Origin of the sequence: Flavimaribacter sediminis (assembly GCF_019492055.1) — a bacterium.
Lineage (GTDB): Bacteria > Pseudomonadota > Alphaproteobacteria > Rhizobiales > Rhizobiaceae > Flavimaribacter > Flavimaribacter sediminis.
The window spans coordinates 872,669-891,782 of sequence record NZ_JAICBX010000002.1; the positions used below are offsets into that span (position 1 = coordinate 872,669).

The 19,114-nt window shown below is 61.6% G+C and carries 18 protein-coding genes; 6 read left to right on the forward strand and 12 right to left on the reverse strand.

What is annotated here, in order from left to right:
* Nucleotide 1 precedes the first annotated feature (1 nt).
* On the reverse strand, nt 2-892 hold the full coding sequence (locus K1W69_RS12340) for a cation diffusion facilitator family transporter (RefSeq protein WP_220228646.1): 891 nt from the start codon (nt 890-892) through the stop codon (nt 2-4).
* A 32-nt stretch (nt 893-924) separates the two neighbouring features.
* Nucleotides 925-1,470 carry an SH3 domain-containing protein gene (locus tag K1W69_RS12345; protein WP_220228647.1) on the reverse strand — a complete coding sequence of 182 codons (546 nt, stop codon included), beginning with the start codon at nt 1,468-1,470 and terminating at the stop codon, nt 925-927.
* A 193-nt stretch (nt 1,471-1,663) separates the two neighbouring features.
* Between K1W69_RS12345 and K1W69_RS12350 the strand changes: the two genes are divergently transcribed.
* Nucleotides 1,664-2,662 carry a 2-hydroxyacid dehydrogenase gene (locus K1W69_RS12350; RefSeq protein ID WP_220228648.1) on the forward strand — a complete coding sequence of 333 codons (999 nt, stop codon included), beginning with the start codon at nt 1,664-1,666 and terminating at the stop codon, nt 2,660-2,662.
* 6 nt (nt 2,663-2,668) lie between these two features.
* Here K1W69_RS12350 and K1W69_RS12355 read toward each other — a convergent pair whose 3' ends face one another.
* The 7 genes from K1W69_RS12355 to mutM form a co-directional block, all read right to left on the reverse strand.
* A complete protein-coding gene (locus tag K1W69_RS12355; protein WP_220228649.1) occupies nt 2,669-3,415 on the reverse strand; it encodes a molybdopterin-synthase adenylyltransferase MoeB in 747 nt (248 codons plus the stop codon).
* Between the two features lie 12 nt (nt 3,416-3,427).
* Nucleotides 3,428-4,564, reverse strand: coding sequence for a DNA replication/repair protein RecF (gene recF, locus K1W69_RS12360; RefSeq protein ID WP_220228650.1), 1,137 nt, complete (start codon nt 4,562-4,564; stop codon nt 3,428-3,430).
* 22 nt (nt 4,565-4,586) lie between these two features.
* The gene (dnaN, locus tag K1W69_RS12365; protein WP_220228651.1) at nt 4,587-5,705 is read right to left on the reverse strand and encodes a DNA polymerase III subunit beta; all 1,119 of its coding nucleotides are present in this window, start codon (nt 5,703-5,705) and stop codon (nt 4,587-4,589) included.
* 275 nt (nt 5,706-5,980) lie between these two features.
* Nucleotides 5,981-7,423 (reverse strand): chromosomal replication initiator protein DnaA, encoded by a 1,443-nt coding sequence (gene dnaA / locus K1W69_RS12370; protein WP_258571013.1) that lies wholly within the window; start codon nt 7,421-7,423, stop codon nt 5,981-5,983.
* An 828-nt stretch (nt 7,424-8,251) separates the two neighbouring features.
* Nucleotides 8,252-8,518: a 30S ribosomal protein S20 gene (rpsT, locus tag K1W69_RS12375; RefSeq protein WP_220228653.1), complete on the reverse strand. Its 267-nt coding sequence runs from the start codon at nt 8,516-8,518 to the stop codon at nt 8,252-8,254.
* Nucleotides 8,519-8,658: 140 nt separating this feature from the next.
* Nucleotides 8,659-9,432: an enoyl-CoA hydratase gene (locus K1W69_RS12380; RefSeq protein WP_220228654.1), complete on the reverse strand. Its 774-nt coding sequence runs from the start codon at nt 9,430-9,432 to the stop codon at nt 8,659-8,661.
* A gap of 30 nt (nt 9,433-9,462) precedes the next feature.
* On the reverse strand, nt 9,463-10,356 hold the full coding sequence (gene mutM / locus K1W69_RS12385; protein ID WP_220228655.1) for a bifunctional DNA-formamidopyrimidine glycosylase/DNA-(apurinic or apyrimidinic site) lyase: 894 nt from the start codon (nt 10,354-10,356) through the stop codon (nt 9,463-9,465).
* A gap of 102 nt (nt 10,357-10,458) precedes the next feature.
* On the opposite strand from mutM, the gene ubiE reads away from it, so the two are divergent.
* From ubiE to K1W69_RS12405, 4 genes are all read left to right on the forward strand, one after another.
* Complete coding sequence (gene ubiE, locus K1W69_RS12390) at nt 10,459-11,235, forward strand: bifunctional demethylmenaquinone methyltransferase/2-methoxy-6-polyprenyl-1,4-benzoquinol methylase UbiE (protein WP_220228656.1); 777 nt, start codon at nt 10,459-10,461, stop codon at nt 11,233-11,235.
* A gap of 22 nt (nt 11,236-11,257) precedes the next feature.
* Nucleotides 11,258-12,829: a 2-polyprenylphenol 6-hydroxylase gene (gene ubiB / locus K1W69_RS12395; protein ID WP_220228657.1), complete on the forward strand. Its 1,572-nt coding sequence runs from the start codon at nt 11,258-11,260 to the stop codon at nt 12,827-12,829.
* 50 nt (nt 12,830-12,879) lie between these two features.
* On the forward strand, nt 12,880-14,274 hold the full coding sequence (gene coaBC / locus K1W69_RS12400) for a bifunctional phosphopantothenoylcysteine decarboxylase/phosphopantothenate--cysteine ligase CoaBC (RefSeq protein WP_220228658.1): 1,395 nt from the start codon (nt 12,880-12,882) through the stop codon (nt 14,272-14,274).
* A 108-nt stretch (nt 14,275-14,382) separates the two neighbouring features.
* Nucleotides 14,383-15,285, forward strand: coding sequence for a pirin family protein (locus tag K1W69_RS12405; protein WP_220228659.1), 903 nt, complete (start codon nt 14,383-14,385; stop codon nt 15,283-15,285).
* A gap of 39 nt (nt 15,286-15,324) precedes the next feature.
* Here the strand turns inward: K1W69_RS12405 and K1W69_RS12410 are convergent, their stop codons facing one another.
* Both K1W69_RS12410 and K1W69_RS12415 read right to left on the reverse strand, forming a co-directional pair.
* Nucleotides 15,325-16,398 (reverse strand): DUF2855 family protein, encoded by a 1,074-nt coding sequence (locus K1W69_RS12410; protein WP_220228660.1) that lies wholly within the window; start codon nt 16,396-16,398, stop codon nt 15,325-15,327.
* Nucleotides 16,399-16,425: 27 nt separating this feature from the next.
* Nucleotides 16,426-18,015: a peptide chain release factor 3 gene (locus K1W69_RS12415; RefSeq protein ID WP_220228661.1), complete on the reverse strand. Its 1,590-nt coding sequence runs from the start codon at nt 18,013-18,015 to the stop codon at nt 16,426-16,428.
* 124 nt (nt 18,016-18,139) lie between these two features.
* Here K1W69_RS12415 and dut point away from each other — a divergent pair, with 124 nt between their 5' ends.
* The gene (gene dut, locus K1W69_RS12420; RefSeq protein ID WP_220228662.1) at nt 18,140-18,601 is read left to right on the forward strand and encodes a dUTP diphosphatase; all 462 of its coding nucleotides are present in this window, start codon (nt 18,140-18,142) and stop codon (nt 18,599-18,601) included.
* Nucleotides 18,602-18,607: 6 nt separating this feature from the next.
* Here dut and K1W69_RS12425 read toward each other — a convergent pair whose 3' ends face one another.
* On the reverse strand, nt 18,608-19,084 hold the full coding sequence (locus K1W69_RS12425) for a GFA family protein (protein ID WP_220228663.1): 477 nt from the start codon (nt 19,082-19,084) through the stop codon (nt 18,608-18,610).
* Between the last annotated feature and the right edge of the window lie 30 nt (nt 19,085-19,114).

Consider the following 19,114-nt stretch of genomic DNA (forward strand, 5'->3'; position numbering starts at 1 on the left):
GCTAACGATGCTTTTCCGACGAGGCAAAGCTGCGTGACTCAAGCTGGATCGTCGCATGGGCGAGGCCGAAGGTTTCGGCGAGCGCTGTCTGCAAGGCCGCAAGCACGTTGTCGCGATCGGCGTCGTCGCTGACCACCGCATGCAGGGTCACGACCGGTTTGTCGCTGGTCAGCGACCAGATATGGACATGGTGGATTTCCTCGACGCCGGGCGTCATCCCTGCAAGTTTTTCAGCAATATCGCCGGCGTCCATGTCCTCGGGCGTGCCTTCGAGCAGGATATGGGATGATTTGCGCACGATCGTGTAGGCGGCGCGCAGAACCAGGACAGCCACGAAAATCGACAGGATCGGATCGATCGGAGTCCAGCCCGTCCACATAATGACGAGGGCCGCGACAATGGCCGCGATCGAGCCCAGCATATCGCCCATGACATGGAGAGCGGCGCCGCGCATGTTGAGGTTTTCCGATGACCGATCACGCAGGATCAGGAAAGAAACGATATTTACCACGAGCCCGATGGCGGCGATGATGAGCATCGGACCGGCGAGCACATGATCCGGATCGCGGATGCGACCGACAGCCTCCCATGTGATCCATATGGCGATGAGGAAGAGACCGACGCCATTGACGAAAGCGACGAGCACCTGGAAACGCGCATAACCATAAGAGCGCATGCGGTCGGGATGACGGTCGGAGACAAGAAACGCGATCCACGCGAGAATCAGCGACACGCAATCGGTCAGCATGTGGCCGGCGTCGGCGATCAGCGCCAGTGAACCGGCATAGACGCCGCCCGCGGCCTCCACGACCATGAAGGTTACGGTGAGCAGGAGCGCCCATAAAACCCTCTTCCGGTTCGCGGTGTTCCCGTGATCGTGATCATGCCCCATGACGGTGACGCCTCTCGTTCGCCCGTAACGGTTTACTTGAAGGCCTCGCCCGGATAGGCGCCCCAGATCTGATCCTGCGCGATCCAGCCCTCCGCCTGCTGGATCTCCGCCCGGCACCAGTCTCCATTGCATTCGTCGATCGCGACAACGACGCCCGGTTCGAGCCGCGCGACGAGACCGGCGCCGCGGCGCGGCTCAGCGTGCATCTCGACGAAAACGTCCTTGGCGCCGCGCTTCCAGGGCGCCACCGCCGCCGTGCGTTCGCCCGACAAAAGCGATTTGTGGATCCAGCCTTCCGTGCCGTCTTCGTCGCGGACGCGGCGCCAGTGGTCATATTCCTGGATGATCTCCATCGGCACGCCGGATCGTGTATAGAGCCAGGAAACCGCATAATCGGTGCTCGGCCCAACCCGAAGGTTGACGCGGGACGCTTTCAGGCTGACGAAACGCGGCAGCGGCAGACCGCTTGCGCCCTTTGCCGCGCCCTGTGCATGCGCGACGGGACCGGAGCCGAAGCTGAAAGAAATGGCCAACAGGGCGGCGCCCAGCGCCGAAGTGATGATGGTGCGTACGCTCATACAAACCTCCATCCGAATTGCTGCAGAACGGCGCGGGCTCGCAAAGCAGCGAATTTCAACCGGACCGGACGCGAGTTCTATTTGTCTTGGCGCGATCGTCTGGTAGAAAGTTGCTGTATCGTGGCCCACGATCAATTTTCGAGTTTTATTGTATCTTGGTTAAAGAGCTCTCAACAAGGAGCCGATTGAGGAAATGCCGAACAAAAAAAGACCGAAAGTCTATGTGACGCGGAAACTGCCGGAGCCGGTAGAGACCCGGATGCGGGAACTGTTCGACACCGAACTGAATATCGACGATACGCCGCGCACCCAGCACGAACTGGTCGCGGCGATGCAGACGATGGATGTGCTGGTGCCGACGGTGACCGACAGGATCGACGCCGCGATGATCGCGCAGGCGAGACCGAACCTGAAGCTGATTGCGAATTTCGGCAACGGCACGGACAACATCGACGTGATCGCCGCCGCCGACAAGGGTATCGCCGTCACCAACACGCCAAACGTGCTGAGCGAAGACACAGCCGACATGACGATGGCGCTTATCCTGGCTGTTCCGCGCCGGCTGACGGAAGGCGCGCGCATCCTGGAAGAAAGCGGCCAGTGGAGCGGCTGGTCGCCCACCTGGATGCTCGGGCGGCGCATATGGGGCAAGCGGCTCGGCATTATAGGCATGGGGCGCATCGGCGTGGCTGTGGCGCGCCGGGCCAAGGCCTTCGGTCTTTCAATTCACTACCACAACCGAAACCGGGTGCACCCCGGCACGGAAGAAGAACTGGAAGCGACCTACTGGGACAGCCTCGACCAGATGCTGGCGCGCGTCGACATCGTGTCGGTCAACTGCCCCTCGACGCCTGCAACCTTCCACCTGCTTTCGGCGCGGCGTCTCGACCTGCTCAGAAGCGAAGCCTACATCGTCAACACCGCGCGCGGCGGCATTATCGACGAGGCGGCGCTGATCAAGAACCTGCAGGCAGGCAAAATCGCCGGCGCCGGTCTCGATGTGTTCGAGCATGAACCGGCGGTCAATCCGAAGTTCATTCGGCTCGCCGAGGAAGGCAAGGTCGTGATGCTGCCGCATATGGGATCGGCGACGATCGAGGGCCGCATCGACATGGGCGAGAAGGTCATCATCAATATCCGCACGGTTTTCGACGGCCACAGGCCGCCCGACCGGGTGTTGCCGGGAATTTGATGACAATCAGGCGCTGTAGCTGATGGTGTCGAACCGCGCCGCAAGTCCGTCATAGAGTAAAAGCCTGCCGACGAGCGGCTCGCCGGCGCCGGTTATCAGTTTGATCACTTCCATGGCCTGGAGGGTTCCGATAACGCCCGTCAGCGCGCCGACGACGCCGGCTTCGGCGCAGGTGGGAACCGCGCCGGGCGGCGGCGCTTCGGGAAACAGGTCCCGCCAGGAGGGGTTGGGATTGCCCTGGCTGTCATTCTCGAATGGTTTAAGCACTGTCACCGATCCGTCGAAGCGGCCGACAGCGGCCGTCACCAGCGGCTTGCAAGCGGCGGCGCAGATATCGGCGACCAGATATCGGGTTTCGAAATTATCCGACCCGTCGACGACGATGTCGTAGCCCGCGACGATCTCGCCGGCGTTGGCGTCGACCATCCGAACCGCGTGACCATGCACCGTCACATGGGGGTTGATCCGCTCCAGGGCCTGGGCGGCGCTTTGCGCCTTGGGCCGGCCCACCTGGTCGGTGTCGTGGATGATCTGGCGCTGCAGATTGGAGAGCGACACTGCGTCGTTATCGACGACGCCGAGCGTTCCGACGCCTGCGGCGGCGAGATACTGCAGCACGGGCGAACCCAGCCCGCCTGCGCCGATGACCAGGACCTGGGCGGCCTTCAGGCGCTGCTGGCCGGCGCCGCCAACCTCCGGCAGGACAATATGGCGGGCGTAGCGCTCCAGTTCGGAATGCGAAAGTGTGATCATTCGTCAAGCCTGTCAGTCTTCGGCCGGCCGGACGGCGCCTTCTTCCACGTGGAAGCAGCGCGCCCGTTCGCCAAGCGCGGCGAACATGCCACGATCGGTTCCTGTCATAAAGGCCTGGCCGCCGAGATCCTCGATCAGATCGAACAGGGCGGCGCGGCGCCCGGCGTCGAGATGCGCCGCAATTTCATCGAGCAGCATGACGGGCGGATTACCGCAGGTCTGCGCCGTCAGCCGCGCATGGGCGAGCACGATCCCGATCAGCAGCGCCTTTTGCTCGCCGGTTGAACAGCGCGCCGCATCCATGTTCTTCGCAAGATGCCAGACGAGGAGGTCAGACCGATGCGGCCCGACCAGCGTGCGGCCGGCTGCGCCGTCGCGATAGCGCGACTGTGACAATTGCCGCGCGAATTCGTCCTCGATCTCCGCCGCTGAGGCCGATCCGATCCCGTCGATGAAATCGGTCAATTGCAAACGCGCCTTCGGAAAGGGGCTTTCCTGCTGACCGGCTTCGATCAATCCGGACAGCATCGTGACCATTTCGCGCCGGGCGATCGCGATCGCCGTGCCGAACTCGGCCATCTGCGCCTCGATCGCGGCGAGCCAGGACGGGTCGGACCCGCCTTCGGAAAGCAAGCGGTTGCGGCTGCGCATGGCGCGCTCGTAATCGAGCGTCCGGCGCGCATGCTGCGGATCGATCGACAGGACCTGCCGGTCAAGGAAGCGGCGCCTGTCTCCCTTGGCTCCGGTGAAGAGGCCGTCCATGGCCGGCGTCAGCCAGACCAGCCGCAAATGGTCGAGCAGCTCGTCCGCGGCGGCGGCATTGGTGCGGTTGATGCGAATTCTGCGGCTTTGGCCCTGGCTTTCCGAGCCGGCGGAGGTTCCGATCGTCACCTCGCCTTCCATGCCTTCAAGTTCCGCGAAAACGGAAAACCCGTCGGACGCGTCTTCGCGAACCATATCCGCATAGACGCCGCGCCGCAGGCCGCGCCCGGGAGACAGCAGCGAGACCGCTTCCATGAGATTGGTCTTGCCGGCCCCGTTTTCACCGGTCAGCACGACGTGGCGCCGGTCCAGCGTCAGCGACAGAGTGTGATAATTCCTGAAATCCGAAAGTTTGAGCGCGCTCAGATAAACCCTGCTGTCGGTCACGGTCTGGCCCGCCGTCCGGTCCTCACACCCGCATCGGCATCAGGACATAGACCGTTTCTTCCTCGCCGGTTTCGCGCACCAGGGTCGGCGAGCCGGGATCGGCGAACAGGAAGACGGCCTCGGTCCCGCCGAACTGGGCGGTGATGTCGAGCAGGTATCGCGCGTTGAAGCCGATTTCGAGAGCGTCGCTGTCATAACCGACAGCCAGTTCCTCGGTGGCGCTGCCCGAATCCGGATTGTTGACGGTCAGGGTCAGCAGGCCGTCGGACAGGCTCAGCTTGACGGCCCGGCCGCGTTCAGACGAGATCGTCGACACGCGATCGACGGCCGCCGTGAAGGACGCGCAATCGATCTTGAGCTCCTTGTCGTTGCCGGACGGGATGACGCGCTGATAGTCGGGAAAGGTGCCGTCGATCAGCTTCGACGTCAAAAGCACGCCGCCAATGGTGAAGCGGATCTTGGCGTCGGACAGCTCCACCGTGACGGAAACGTCGGGGTCGTCGACCAGCTTCTGCAATTCGCCAACCGTCTTTCGCGGCACAATGATGCCTGGCATGCCTTCCGAGCCGGAAGGCGCCTCGACATCGGCGCGGGCGAGACGGTGTCCGTCGGTGGCGACGGCCCTGAGTTTCAGCGCGCCCTCTTCCTCGATCGTATGCAGGAATATGCCGTTCAGGTAGTAGCGGGTCTCTTCCGTGGAGATCGCGAATTGCGTGCGGTCGATCAGCGTCCTCAGCTCGGTCGACGGAATGCGGAACGTGTTGGAGAACTCGCCCGCCGTCAGGTCCGGGAAATCGGATTCCGGCAGGCATTGCAACGTGAAACGCGAGCGGCCGGAGGTGACCGACATGGAATTGCCGCCCGGCTCGACGCTCAGCTGAACTTCGGAGCCGTCCGCCAGCTTGCGAACGATGTCATAAAGCAAATGCGCCGGAACCGTTGTCGAGCCGGACTGCTCGACGCTGGCCGCCGTCGCTTCCGTGATCTCCAGATCGAGGTCTGTCGCCTTGAGCTCAAGCGTCACGCCATCGGCTTTCAGAAGCACGTTCGACAGGATCGGAATCGTGTTGCGCCTTTCGACGACGCGATGCACGTGGTTGAGTGACTTCAGGAGGTTTGAACGCTCGATCGTTACACGCATGGCTGCTTTACCGTTATCTTATTTCTGTCCTGGTCGGCGGAGTCAGGAACTGTGGACCTGAAATCGAACACACGCTACGCCTGCAGGCAAGCGCATGGTGAGACGGGACCAGCAAAATGACAGATTTGCCCACCAATAGGCAAGTGCGTTGCGGTTCAGCGCGGTGCAGAAACAGATATTTCCCGGGAATTTGTTCAGCGGCGCCGATCGTATAGCGGCGTAAGACGCGGATGACCCGCCCCTTGCAAGGGCGGGTACGGTTTGCGCGTCCGAATCTATTCGCTGATCAGTCTGCGCAACAGCTCGATTTCGTGGGCCAGCTTGGTGTCCTGTTCCAGGAGGCCTTCTATCTTGCGCACGGCGTGGAGGACCGTTGTGTGATCACGACCGCCGAAGCGACGACCGATTTCCGGGAAGGAGCGCGGCGTCATGGTCTTGGACAGATACATGGCGATCTGTCGCGGCTTGACGATGGTCCGGGTCCTTCGGTTGGAGATCATTTCCTGGCGCGAAACGCTGTAGTGCCGCGAGACGATGCGCTGAATGTCCTCGATGCGCACCCGCTTGGGCTCGCCTGCATTGACCAGATGGCCGAGCAGTTCGTCGACCCGGTCGATGGACAGGGTCGGCTCGAACGAGCGGCGGAAGAGCAGCTGATTAAAGGCGCCTTCAAGCTCGCGCCCGCTCGATGTGACGTTGCGCGCGACATGGACGAGAATGTCGTCGGGAATGTCGAGCGTGCTGTCCTCCTGCTGCGCGGCGACCAGCCGGCGTCGCAGGATTTCCAGACGCATCTCGAAATCCGGGGCCTCAACCTCGATGGCGACGCCGCCCTGAAGGCGCGACCGAACGCGAGCGTCCAGGGATTCAAGCTCCCATGGCGCCCGGTCCGCCGCAACCACGACCTGACGCGCGGAATCCAGCAGCATGTTCAGCAGGTGGCAGAACTCGTGCTGAATGGACTTGCCCTGGAGGAACTGCATGTCGTCGATCACAAGAAGATCGATATTGCGCAGCGACTCCTTGAAGGAAAGCGCGTCATTGTCCCTGATGGCGGTCGCAAACCGCCACATGAAATATTCGGCCGTCAGATAGACGACGCGAGGATTGCGATCGCTAGCGCTGGCTTCCAGCGCAATCGCCTGCAGGAGATGGGTCTTGCCGAGGCCGACGCTGGAATGAATGAACAGCGGATTGAAGCGCACGGCGCTGGCGCCGGCTTCGGCGATCGTTCGCGCCGCGGCAAGCGCCACGCGGTTGGACGCGCCTTCCACGAACGTCGCGAAAGAATAGCGAGAATCCAGCGGAGAACCGGTGACCGACTTGCCGTCGCCCGGCTGAACTGCCTGGTTGCGCGCGAGCTTGGCCGGACCAGTCGACTGGGGCTGCCTGCAAGGCTGCTGCGCCGGCTGGACGGCCGGGGCCGACATGTCTGTAATTTCGGATGACTGGATCAGCCTGTTTCCGCGCGTTGCGGAGCGCACAAGGATCTCGACGCGAAGAATGTCAGGATTTTCTTCCTGGAACAGCTTCGTGAGCAAATCGAGATAGCGATTGTTGATCCATGATCTGAGAAACGTCGTGGGGACGGAAAGCCGAACGATGCTTTTTGAAACCGAGTCGAGTTTCAGACGACCAAACCAGCTTGAAAAGACGTCCGGACCCACGATTGCCTTCAACCGGATCTGGACCCGATTGAAAAGAGCCTTCTCGTCCATTTCTGATTTCCCCGTATTCGCCGCTTTGTTGGCCGTTTTGACTAGTCGTGGTGTATTCGTCTTTTTATCATGCAAGTCTGCTTGCACAGGCGCCGCTGTAGAACCCTGCATCTTGGCCATCTCCTGTTTTAATTATTGATTTTTTTCGACCTCTTCGGCCGCTACCCCGCATACAGCTACCCGAAATTCTTACCCTGCTCCTTTCTCCCTTCGATGCGCTTCGACCTGACGTCCCTGCCGCCCGGCGCCTGTAAACAAGGCGCAAAAAATCCCCGCTCCGGAACGTCGCTCCGGATAGCAACCAAGGGTTTTAGATGAAGCGCGCCGACGGTTATCGACACTGTCATGGAAGGCGCAACAACCTGGTTCGAACCCCGAGAGGTCAGCACCAGAGTAAACAATACGGACCGCTGTTTGTGTCCTCCATGCAGGCTCATTAAGCCAGCCCTGGATTGCATTGGTCAAGGCTGTGAAATCGTGAATCGGACGTCAGAGGAAGGAAACGCAACTTCACCGAAAACATGCATTATGTGCGCTTTGCCATAATCTATTCGGATTCAATGGCTTTTCTTGAGGCAAGCAGTTGCAAGCGGTAGTTTGGAAAAAAACCAAAAAAAATCGCTTGACTCATAATCTGCGCATGGAGTTTTCCCGAGGGATGGGAGGAAATTTATAACCTCCGGCAATTTACTGTTTTTTAACAGTTTTCATTGTTTCACGCCGGCGCGTGAATCCATCATTGCTCAAGCTGTGTTACAATTTTTTAACAAAAACACAAAAGGCCCGGCGAGCCGCCAGGCCAAGAAAATTCAGTCTAACTGATTGCAATCAGGCGCTGATTGCTTTTACGCGACGGGACAGACGCGACATTTTGCGGGCTACGGTGTTGCTATGAAAAACACCCTTTCCTGCAGCGCGCATCATTTCCGGCTGGGCAGCCTTGAGCGCGGCTGCTGCGACTTCCTGGTCGCCGGAGGCAATCGCCTCTTCGACCTTGCGGATGTATCCGCGAACCCGTGTGCGTCGCGTCTTGTTGACTGCCGTGCGGCGGGCGATCTTGCGTGTAGCCTTTTTCGCCGAAGTTGTATTGGCCATTGAGGTCTCTCTTCAAATTTTCAAACTGGATACCGGGACGGCAGCTCGAGGCCGATGGCCCGCTTTCCGGTAAAAAAACAAGGTGACCCGGAGGCCACCTTTTTCCGTGGAGGGCGATATAGCCGGAAAGTCCCCGCCCGTCAACGGTTGTTGAACTGGGCTTCCCGCTTCTCCGTGAAGGCCGCCATTCCTTCCGTCTGGTCGTCCGTTGCAAACAGCGAGTGGAACATCCGCCGCTCAAAACGCAAACCTTCCGACAAAGGCTGCTCGTAGGACCGATTGACGGCTTCCTTCGCCATCATCACCGAAGGCAGGGAGAAGGATGCGATCTTCTTCGCCGTCTCCCTCGCGGTTGCAATCAGTTCCGCAGCCGGCACCACACGGGCCACCAGACCGCTGCGCTCTGCTTCCTCGGCGTCCATCATCCGCCCTGTCAGGCACAGATCCATGGCTTTCGCCTTGCCGACGGCGCGCGTCAGACGCTGGGTTCCGCCCATGCCGGGAATGACGCCGAGGGTGATTTCCGGCTGTCCGAATTTCGCCGTGTCCGCGGCCACGATAATGTCGCACATCATGGCGAGTTCACAGCCGCCGCCAAGGGCGTAACCGGACACGGCCGCGATCATCGGCTTGCGCGTCGCTGCAAAGCGCTCCCATTGCCCAAAGAAGTCGCGACCATAAGCCTCGACATAGTTGAGAGCCTGCATTTCCTTGATGTCGGCGCCGGCTGCGAAAGCCTTTTCCGAACCGGTCAGCACGATCGCGCCGATCTCGTCGTCTTCATCGAAAGCCTTCGCCGCAGCAATGGTCTCCTCCATCACTTGCGAATTGAGCGCGTTAAGCGCCTTTGGCCGGTTGAGCGTTATCAGCCCGACGCGCCCATCCGTTTCAACAATGATCGTTTCGTAACTCATGATCCTCTCCTTTTTGCCGCTTTGCGTACGTCACTTCTGGCATGACGGACAGTAGAACGTCGACCGCCCGCTTTGTACAATGCGTCTGACGGGTTTGCCGCAGCCATCATGGCGGCAGGGCTCCCCTGTCCGCCCATAGGCGTTGAAGCTGTGCTGGAAATAGCCGAGCGAGCCATCGGTCAATCGATGATCGCGCAACGACGACCCGCCCGCCTCGATGGCTTCCGCGATCACCTGGCGGATCGCCGCAACGAGATTTTCCAGCCGCGCGACGGCTTTGCCGCGGCGATCAACCAGCGTCGCCGCCTTGCGGCGCGGCGAAATCCGCGCCCGCCACAACGCCTCGCACACATATATATTGCCGAGGCCGGCGATGACGCCCTGGTCAAGGAGCGCCGCCTTGACCGGAACCTGCCTTCCTGCGAAACGCGCCGCAAGGTAGTCTGCGTTGAGCGCGTTGCCGGTCGGCTCCACGCCGAGCCCCGCCATCATCGGGTGGGCGGCGAGCCTCTCGACATCCGAAAGAAACATGTAACCGAAACGGCGCGGGTCATTATATATAATGCGATGCCTGCCGCCCGGCCCCTCCAGGTCCATGATCAGATGATCGTGCCGCCCGTCCTTCGACCGTTCGTGATGGAAATTGCCGGGGATCGCCTCATTCCCTTCGACCGGCTCGACGCGCCAGGAGCCCGACATGCCGAGATGCGAGGCGAGGACGGCGCCGTCGTCCAGCTCCAGAAGGATATATTTGGCCCTGCGGTCGAGGCGTTCTATGCGGCGCCCGGTCAGGCGGTCTGAGAAGTTGTCGGGAAACGGAAAGCGGAGATCAGGCCGGTTCTGCCTCATGCTCACAATCCGGCCGCCCTCCATGGCGGGGGCCAGGCCGCGACGAACCGTCTCTACTTCCGGCAATTCCGGCATGATATTCTGCTTCTGTCTGTTTGGCGTTTGTCAGTGATTGACCTATAAGCACAGTGACCCGGCTGCAAGACTAATTTCTCGCCCGGCTTTTGGAGTAGAGACATGTCCGAGACTCGTGTGTCCAGCGCGGACGGGATGGAAACCTCATACGGTTTCACCGAGGTTGAGCAGGGCGGCAAGCAGGGGCTTGTCGACGAAGTGTTCCACGGTGTGGCGCGGCGCTATGACATCATGAACGACGCCATGTCGGGCGGGATGCATCGTCTGTGGAAAGACGCAATGGTCACCGCGCTCAATCCGCCGAAACGGCCGGATTATGCGGTGCTGGACGTGGCCGGCGGAACCGGCGACATCGCTTTCCGTATTGTCGAATCCTCCGGCCGCCAGGCGCACGCAACTGTGCTGGACATCAACGGCTCGATGCTGCAGGTCGGCCGCGAACGCGCCGAAAAGCGGCGTCTCGATGGATGCGTCGATTTTGTCGAGGCCAATGCGGAGGATCTGCCTTTCGAGAATGGTCGTTTCGACGCCTATACGATCGCATTTGGCATTCGCAACGTGCCGGACATCCCCAGGGCGCTTTCGGAAGCCTATCGGGTCCTGAAAAGGGGCGGCCGGTTCCTGTGTCTTGAATTTTCCGAGGTCGACGCGCCAATGCTCGACAGGCTCTATGACGCATGGTCATTCAATGCGATACCGCGGCTCGGACGCATGATCACCGGCGATTCGGAACCCTACCAGTACCTGGTAGAATCGATCCGCAAATTTCCGAACCAGAAGGATTTTGCGACGACGATCGAACAGGCCGGCTTTTCCCGCGTGAAGTGGACCAACTACACAGGCGGCATCGCGGCGCTACATTCCGGCTGGAAACTTTGAACGCGGCAGAGGTTCGATCCCGTTGAACAATTTCCTTGCCTATACGCGGCTCCTGCGGGCCGGCTGGGTGATGGCCCGCGAGGGCGTGGTCGCCGCCCTGCCTTCGGAAGGCCTGCACGGCCCGGCGCGCCTCGGTTATCGCATCGCGGCGGCGCTCGCGCGACCCGCCTCGAAATCGCGAGACCGGGCGCAGCGTCTGGGCCAAGCCGTGGATCGCCTCGGACCGTCCTATGTCAAACTCTGCCAGTTTCTTGCGACCCGTCCGGATGTGGTCGGCGATGCGCTGGCGGCGGATCTGTCGCTGCTGCAGGATCGCATGGGCACTTTCCCCCAGGAAGCGGCGAAGGCGAGGATCGAGGCGTCGATCGGCAGATCTATCGAAGATCTTTATTTGAGCTTCGGCGAACCCATCGCCGCGGCCTCCATCGCGCAGGTGCACCCGGCGGAAATTGCGGACGAAAACGGCGTGCGGAAAGTCGCGGTCAAGGTGGTGCGGCCGGGCGTGCGGCAGCGGTTCCGCAATGACCTGGAGACCTTCTATCTGGTCGCGCAGCTCGCCGAGAAACTGGTTCCCTCCGCGCGCCGCCTCAGACCTGTGGAGATTGCGCGCACGCTCGACCAGACCACAAAGATCGAAATGGATCTGCGGCTGGAAGCGGCGGCGCTTTCGGAGATCGCCGACAACACGGTCGACGATCCCGGCTTTCGCGTGCCGAAAGTCGACTGGGAACGGACGGGCCGCGATTGCGTGACCATGGAATGGGTCGACGGGATCAAGATCTACGAGCTCGACAAGCTCCGCGCTGCCGGCCATGACACGGTGCGGCTGTCGGAGACGCTGATCCAGTCGTTTCTCCGGCACACGCTGCGCGACGGCTTCTTTCACGCCGACATGCACCAGGGCAACCTGTTCGTCGACGCGAAAGGCGACATCGTCGCTGTCGATATGGGCATCGTCGGCAGACTGGGCAAAAAGGAACGACGCTTTCTGGCGGAGATCCTCTACGGCTTCATCAAGCGCGACTATCGCCGCGTCGCAGAAGTGCATTTCGAGGCGGGCTATGTTCCAGCTCACCACGACATGGCGAGTTTCGCGCAGGCGATCCGCGCCATCGGCGAACCGATCCACGGCCAGTCGGCCGATACGATCTCCATGGCCAAGCTGCTAACGCTGCTTTTCGAGGTCACGGAATTGTTCGACATGCAAACACGGCCCGAGCTGATCATGTTGCAGAAGACGATGGTGGTCGTTGAAGGCGTGTCGCGCATGCTCAATCCGCAATTCAACATGTGGAAGGCCTCCGAGCCCGTGGTCGGAGACTGGATCCGTCACAATCTCGGACCGGCGCGCGTGGCGACGGATCTGCGCGACGGCTTGAGCGCCGCGCTTCGTCTTGCCGAACAGGCGCCGGAACTTGCCGAAAGGGCAAGGCGCCTTTCCGAGGAAATAGACCGGATGGGAAGAAACGGCCTGCGTTTCGACGAGGAAACCGCGCAGGCCATCGGTAAAGCCGAAGCGCGGCATACGCGGTCCGGGCGGATCGCGCTTTGGGTGATTGCATTGATGGCAATCATTATTGCATTTCAGATGTAAAATGATATCAATGATATCATACTAAACGGCGATCCGAAGGAATATACGGTATGGCCAGCATCACCATTCGCAATCTCGACGAGGCGACCAAGCAGGATCTGCGCGAACGCGCAGCCCGCAACGGCCGATCCATGGAAGAAGAGGTGCGCCATCTCATCCGCGCATCCGGCGAGGCGGACATGGCTACGCCTCAGACCGAAGCGTCCGTGACCCCGGCGTCCACGGCCAGCGGCGCGCTTGCCGGCAAACGCATATTGCTGGTCATGACAGGCGGCGTCGCCGTCTATAAATCTCTGGACCTGATCAGGCGATTGCGGGAACGCGGCGCAGCGGTGCGACCGGTCATGACGAAGGCGGCGCAGGAATTCGTGACGAGCCTCGCCGTCGGCGCGCTCGCCGCCGACAAGGTGTTCACCGATCTTTTTTCGCGCGAGGACGAACATGATGTCGGCCATATCCGACTGGCGCGCGAATGCGACATGATCCTGATTGCGCCGGCGACGGCCGACTTTCTCGGCAAGATGGCGCTTGGCCTTGCCGACGATCTGGCCTCAGCGATAACGCTCGCGGCGCGCGCGCCCGTTCTTGCGGCGCCGGCGATGAACCCGGCCATGTGGTCGAACCCGGCGGTCAGGCGCAACGTCGATGTTCTAAAGCAGGACGGCGTCGCCTTCATCGGACCGATGCGCGGCGAGATGGCGGAAAGCGGCGAGGCCGGAACCGGCCGCATGGCGGAGCCGCTGGAGATCGCCGCGGCCTGCGAGAGGCTTCTCGACGACCGGCCGAAGCCGCTTGCCGGGAAAACGGCCATCGTCACGTCCGGGCCGACGCACGAGCCCATCGATCCGGTGCGCTACATCGCCAATCGCTCGTCCGGCAAACAGGGCCATGCCATCGCCGCAGCATTGGCCGAACTCGGCGCCGCGGTGAACCTGGTGTCCGGCCCTGTCGCCATTCCGGATCCGGTTGGCGTTGAAACAACGCATGTGGAGAGCGCCCGCGACATGCTTGATGCTGTCACAAAGAGCCTGCCCGCCGATATCGCGGTGATGGTCGCAGCCGTCGCCGACTGGCGGGTCGACGGACAGTCCGACCAGAAGATCAAGAAGGCGCCAGGAGAAAGCCCGCCCCCTCTTCTGCTGACTGAAAACCCGGATATTCTGAAGACGGTCGGTCATCACGACAAGCGGCCGAAGCTGGTCGTCGGCTTTGCTGCCGAAACGCAGAACCTTGAGGACAACGCCCGCGGAAAACTCGAGCGCAAGGGCGCCGACTGGATCGTCGCCAATGACGTATCGCCCGAAACCGGCATCATGGGCGGCGACCGCAACCGGGTGCGCATTGTCAGCCATGACGGCGTCGAGGACTGGGAAGACATGGACAAGCAGGCCGTCGCCCGGCGGCTCGCCCAAAAGATCGCTACGGCTGTCGATGCGTCGCGGTAAAACGATCACGGCTGACCGTTTACCCTGAGTGAACAGTCAGTTCTTTGTCCGCCCCGCACAAGAAAGCCGCATCGTTGTTATATTGGCCGCAACAAAGGAGACACGCTCATGTCCATCCGTCCGGTCAAACAGACCCTTTCAGCCCAGAAGACGATGGAAGGCGCAGGTGTTGAACTGTACCGCGCCTTCGGCTTCAAGGATCCGCACATGGCGGACCCGTTTCTGCTGTTCGACGATTTCCGCAATGACAGTCCCGACAAGTACATGGCGGGATTTCCCTGGCACCCGCATCGCGGGATCGAGACGATCACCTATGTGCTGGCAGGCACCGTCGACCATGGCGACAGCCTCGGCAATACGGGTTCGCTCGGCGCCGGCGACGTGCAATGGATGACCGCCGGCAGCGGGATCATGCACCAGGAAATGCCGAAGGGCGACGCGAAAGGCCAGATGCACGGCTTTCAGCTCTGGGCCAACCTGCCCTCCTCGCTGAAGATGACAGCGCCGCGCTACCAGGATATCGGCGCAACCGAAATTCCCGAGGTGATCGACGATGACGGCACGGTCGTGCGCGTCGTCTGCGGATCGTTCTGGGGCAAGTCGGGACCTGTCGACGGCATCGCCGCCGACCCGGTCTATCTCGACGTGTCGATTCCGCCCAACAAGCGCAAGACGTTGCCGGTGGACACATACGCCTCCGCCTTCGCCTATATTTTTGCAGGCTCCGGCACATTTGCTTCGGCCTCTAAGCCGTTCGGCGTTTTGACCGAGAAAGAAATCGACGGCGAGGAAATATTCCTGCGCGACCAGACCGGCAACCGCACGCTGGTGCTGTTCGACACCGGCGACGAGGTGACGGTTCAGGCCGGAGAGGAAGGCGTCCGCTTTCTGCTCGTCTCGGGCAAGCCGATCCGCGAGCCGGTCGCCTGGCATGGCCCGATTGTCATGAACACGCGCGACGAACTGATCCAGGCCGTGCGCGAATTGCAGGCAGGCTCGTTCATCAAGTAAAGTGACGCGCCCTCGACCGCGCCTCAACGGCGCGGGCGATCAAAGCGCGACGACGATACCCGTTTCCGGCGTGACAAGTCCTGCGCGCAGTTCCTCGAAGACCGGAACGGCGTCGGGCAGGCTTTTGATCATCTTCAGCTTCAGCCAGTCGCGGCTTCGAAGAGCCGAGCGTTCCCAGAAAGCGTTCGCCCGGCTCTCGAATTCACCCGGCCCCAATTCGCCGGCGCGCTTCTTGATGTGACCAGGCGCAAAGAACATGGAACTGCGTTCTCGGATGAAATCCGGCCCCATCTGGTTGTCGTCCCAATGGGACAGGCCGACATTGGAGCAGAAGCGCATATTGTCGCCCAGACGCCGGTGCAGCGCCGAGAGCACCGGACCCGATCCGGACATGTCGACGATCACAGAAGGCGCATCCGGAACCGAGGCGATCTGGTCATAGTCGAGCACTGTGTCGTAGAGACCAAGGCTCTCAACGAACGCACGGTTGCGCGGCGACGTCAGACCAAGCGTCGGCAAGCCGCTTTCATCTTCCTTGACGGCATAGGCAAGCCCGATCGCGGTCTTTCCCGAGGCGCTGACGATGATGAGCCGCTCGGCGCCGAACCAGCCATTATCGACCAGAAAATCATGCAGGCAGAATGAGGTCGCGTAGAGCGGATGCAGCAGCATGCGCTCATTGTCCAGATCGCGGCTGGCTGCGGCCGGAATGCGGGCATAGGAATTGTAGACAGGCGGCAAATCGGCGCGATGCGCGACGCCGTCGATCATGCGGCTGTCCGACACGCGCGTTGGCCGCATGACGAGTTCGTCGGCCATCGGGAAATAACCATAAATCCTGTCGCCGACTGAAACGTCCGGCGTATTGGACTCGACAATCTCCGCAAAGCCCCAGACCGGGATAACGCCCCAGCCGCCATCGGCGTTGTCCGCCGCCTCGAAGAACTTCCAGTATCCGATCTTTTCGCCGACGACGCCGTAGGTGACATTGTTGGCCGTCAGCGCGAAACGCGCGACGCGGACGCGGATTTCGCCGTCTGTAAGCGGCCTGGCTGTTTCCTCTACAAGACGGTGCTTCGACAAATCATCCTTGCGGACCTGAAACTGCTGCATGATCGCCCTCCTACCTGGCGTTGCGAATTAGGCCGCCTTGACGGCGTGATACTCCTTCACATGCACGAATTTTATGTCGGGCCAGCGCTCGCCTTCATAATTCAGCGAGAAACCGTCGGAAGCAAGAAACACCGGGTCGCCGTCGAGATCGCGTGCGATATCGCCGCGTTTGGCGTCGATGAACTTCTCCAGATCGGCGCGACGATCGGCCGAAATCCAGCGGCAGACATTGAACCGCGCAGCCTCGAACGAGACCGGCAGGCCGTATTCGCTCTTCAGCCGTTCCTTCAGCACGTCAAGCTGCAACGCGCCGATGACGCCGACGATGGCGGGCGAACCGTCTTCCGGCGAAAACAGCTGCACGACGCCTTCCTCCGCCATCTGCTGCAGGGCTTCCTTCAGCTTCTTCGCCTTCATTGCGTCTTCCAGACGCACGCGGCGCAGGATTTCCGGCGCAAAGTTCGGCACGCCCTGGAAAACGATGTTCTCGCCCTCCGTCAGCGTATCGCCGATGCGCAAGGTGCCGTGATTGGGAATGCCGACCACGTCGCCGGCATAGGCGTCGTCGGCCAGTTGTCGCTGATGCGCGAAGAAGAACTGCGGCGCCGACAGACCGAGCGCCTTGCCGGTGCGCGACAGGCGCGCCTTCATGCCGCGCTTGAGCTTGCCCGAACACACGCGCACGAAAGCGATGCGGTCGCGGTGGTTGGGGTCCATGTTCGCCTGGATCTTGAAGACGAAGGCGGTCATGTCGCTGTCGGTGGCCTTGACCAGCCGCGTATCGGCTTGCTGGGCGCGGGGCGGCGGCGCGTAGGCGCCGAGCGCGTTGATCAGGTCCCGCACCCCGTAATTGCGCAGCGCCGAACCGAAGAAGACCGGCGTCAGATGACCTTCCAGAAAGGCTTCGATGTCGAAGGGTTTGCAGGCTTCGCGCGCAAGATTGACCTCCTCGACGAAAGCTTCGCGATCGTTTTCCGGCAAAAGGCCGGCCGCGCTGTCTGACTCCGGCCCGTTGACCGGGGTTCTTGTGTCTTCGGAATCCAGACGACGCACGGCGTTGTCGGCCAGATGATAGGTGCCTGAAAATGTTCGCCCCTGACCGATCGGCCAGGTGACGGGCGCCGTGTCGAGCGCCAGCTTGTCCTCGATTTCGTCAAGGATCTCGAAGGGGTCGCGCGCCTCGCGGTCCATCTTGTTGACGAAGGTGACGATCGGGATATCGCGCAGCCGGCAGACTTCGAACAGCTTCAGCGTGCGCGGCTCGATGCCCTTGGCGGCGTCGACGACCATGATCGCCGCATCGACCGCGGTCAGGGTGCGGTAGGTGTCGTCGGCAAAATCTTCGTGACCGGGCGTGTCGAGAAGATTGTAGACGTGGTCGCCATATTCGAAAGTCATCACGGAGGTGACGACGGAAATGCCGCGCTCGCGCTCGATCTTCATCCAGTCGGAGCGCGAATGCATGCGGTCCTTCTTGGCCTTTACCTCGCCGGCGAGCTGGATCGCGCCGCCGAAGAGCAGAAGCTTCTCGGTGAGCGTCGTCTTGCCCGCATCCGGGTGGGAAATGATCGCAAAGGTTCGGCGGCGGGCCACCGCCTGTTCGAGACTTTCTGGCATGTAGTTCAAAGAATCCTGTTGAATTGCGCGTCTTCTAGCGCTCAGCGCCGCCACTTGCAATTGACCTCGCGCGTGGCAGGCAAGACAAGGGTCGGCGACCGGACTGAAGATAGGGATTTGACCGATGACTTCCAACGTCACGCTTGGAATGGTGCGCCTGCCGCATGGCGAGGGCCTCGCCCTGCCTGCCTACGAGACCGCGGGCGCGGCCGGCATGGACCTGCGCGCCGCTGTGCCCGAAGGCGAGCCGATGACGATCGCGCCCGGCGCGCGGGCCTTGGCGCCGACCGGCTTTGTCTTTGAGATCCCCGCCAGCTACGAGGGCCAGGTGCGGCCGCGCTCCGGCCTTGCGCTGAAACATGGCGTCACCTGCCTCAACACGCCCGGCACCATCGACAGCGACTATCGCGGCGAAGTGAAGGTATTGCTCGTCAATCTGGGGTCCGAAGTTTTCGTGATTGAGCGCGGCATGCGCATCGCCCAGATGATCATTGCGCCGGTGACACAGGTCTCGGTTGAGGAGCGGTCTCTTGCCGGCGCGACCGAACGCGGCGCCGGCGGATTCGGTTCTACGGGGCGGAGCTGAATAGCGTCAGTCTTTGCTCAAAAGCCCCTGCCGTTTGTGCCAGTCTTCCAGCGATTCCGGTGGATAACCCTCTCTTTGCCCGTCGTTTGGTCCGGCCTCGACGCAAACCCAGTTGGCCTTGGAATCGAGAAGGATATGTTCGCTTTCCGGCGGTTGCGGAAGCGGCGTGTCGATGGCGCTGGCGAACGGATGGACGAGATCCGGCCAGGACGGATCGAACACCCAGAGCGCCGAACCGCATTTCGAGCAGAAGCGCCGCTCGCCGCTGCTCGCCGCACCGTCAACCACGGCGTGGAACATGGTGATGTTTTCCTCGCCCTCCACCTCAAGCGTATCGGCTTTTGCGCCGAGATTGATTGCGTATCCGCCGCCGCCGGCCGTCTTGCGGCAGATCGAGCAATAGCAGCGCATGTACGGCACAGGCGCATAGGCCTTGACCCGGAAATGCACGGCGCCGCAGTAACAGGATCCCTCGAGTTGCATGGCTGTCTCCTCTGATACGACCGGTTCCGA

Coding starts and splice junctions, on each gene's coding strand:
- K1W69_RS12340 (WP_220228646.1), bottom strand. CDS start 892: ATGGGGCATGATCACGATCACGGGAACACCGCGAACCGGAAGAGGGTT.
- K1W69_RS12345 (WP_220228647.1), bottom strand. CDS start 1,470: ATGAGCGTACGCACCATCATCACTTCGGCGCTGGGCGCCGCCCTGTTG.
- K1W69_RS12350 (WP_220228648.1), top strand. CDS start 1,664: ATGCCGAACAAAAAAAGACCGAAAGTCTATGTGACGCGGAAACTGCCG.
- K1W69_RS12355 (WP_220228649.1), bottom strand. CDS start 3,415: ATGATCACACTTTCGCATTCCGAACTGGAGCGCTACGCCCGCCATATT.
- dnaN (WP_220228651.1), bottom strand. CDS start 5,705: ATGCGTGTAACGATCGAGCGTTCAAACCTCCTGAAGTCACTCAACCAC.
- dnaA (WP_258571013.1), bottom strand. CDS start 7,423: ATGGACGAGAAGGCTCTTTTCAATCGGGTCCAGATCCGGTTGAAGGCA.
- rpsT (WP_220228653.1), bottom strand. CDS start 8,518: ATGGCCAATACAACTTCGGCGAAAAAGGCTACACGCAAGATCGCCCGC.
- K1W69_RS12380 (WP_220228654.1), bottom strand. CDS start 9,432: ATGAGTTACGAAACGATCATTGTTGAAACGGATGGGCGCGTCGGGCTG.
- mutM (WP_220228655.1), bottom strand. CDS start 10,356: ATGCCGGAATTGCCGGAAGTAGAGACGGTTCGTCGCGGCCTGGCCCCC.
- ubiE (WP_220228656.1), top strand. CDS start 10,459: ATGTCCGAGACTCGTGTGTCCAGCGCGGACGGGATGGAAACCTCATAC.
- coaBC (WP_220228658.1), top strand. CDS start 12,880: ATGGCCAGCATCACCATTCGCAATCTCGACGAGGCGACCAAGCAGGAT.
- K1W69_RS12405 (WP_220228659.1), top strand. CDS start 14,383: ATGTCCATCCGTCCGGTCAAACAGACCCTTTCAGCCCAGAAGACGATG.
- K1W69_RS12410 (WP_220228660.1), bottom strand. CDS start 16,398: ATGCAGCAGTTTCAGGTCCGCAAGGATGATTTGTCGAAGCACCGTCTT.
- K1W69_RS12415 (WP_220228661.1), bottom strand. CDS start 18,015: ATGCCAGAAAGTCTCGAACAGGCGGTGGCCCGCCGCCGAACCTTTGCG.
- dut (WP_220228662.1), top strand. CDS start 18,140: ATGACTTCCAACGTCACGCTTGGAATGGTGCGCCTGCCGCATGGCGAG.
- K1W69_RS12425 (WP_220228663.1), bottom strand. CDS start 19,084: ATGCAACTCGAGGGATCCTGTTACTGCGGCGCCGTGCATTTCCGGGTC.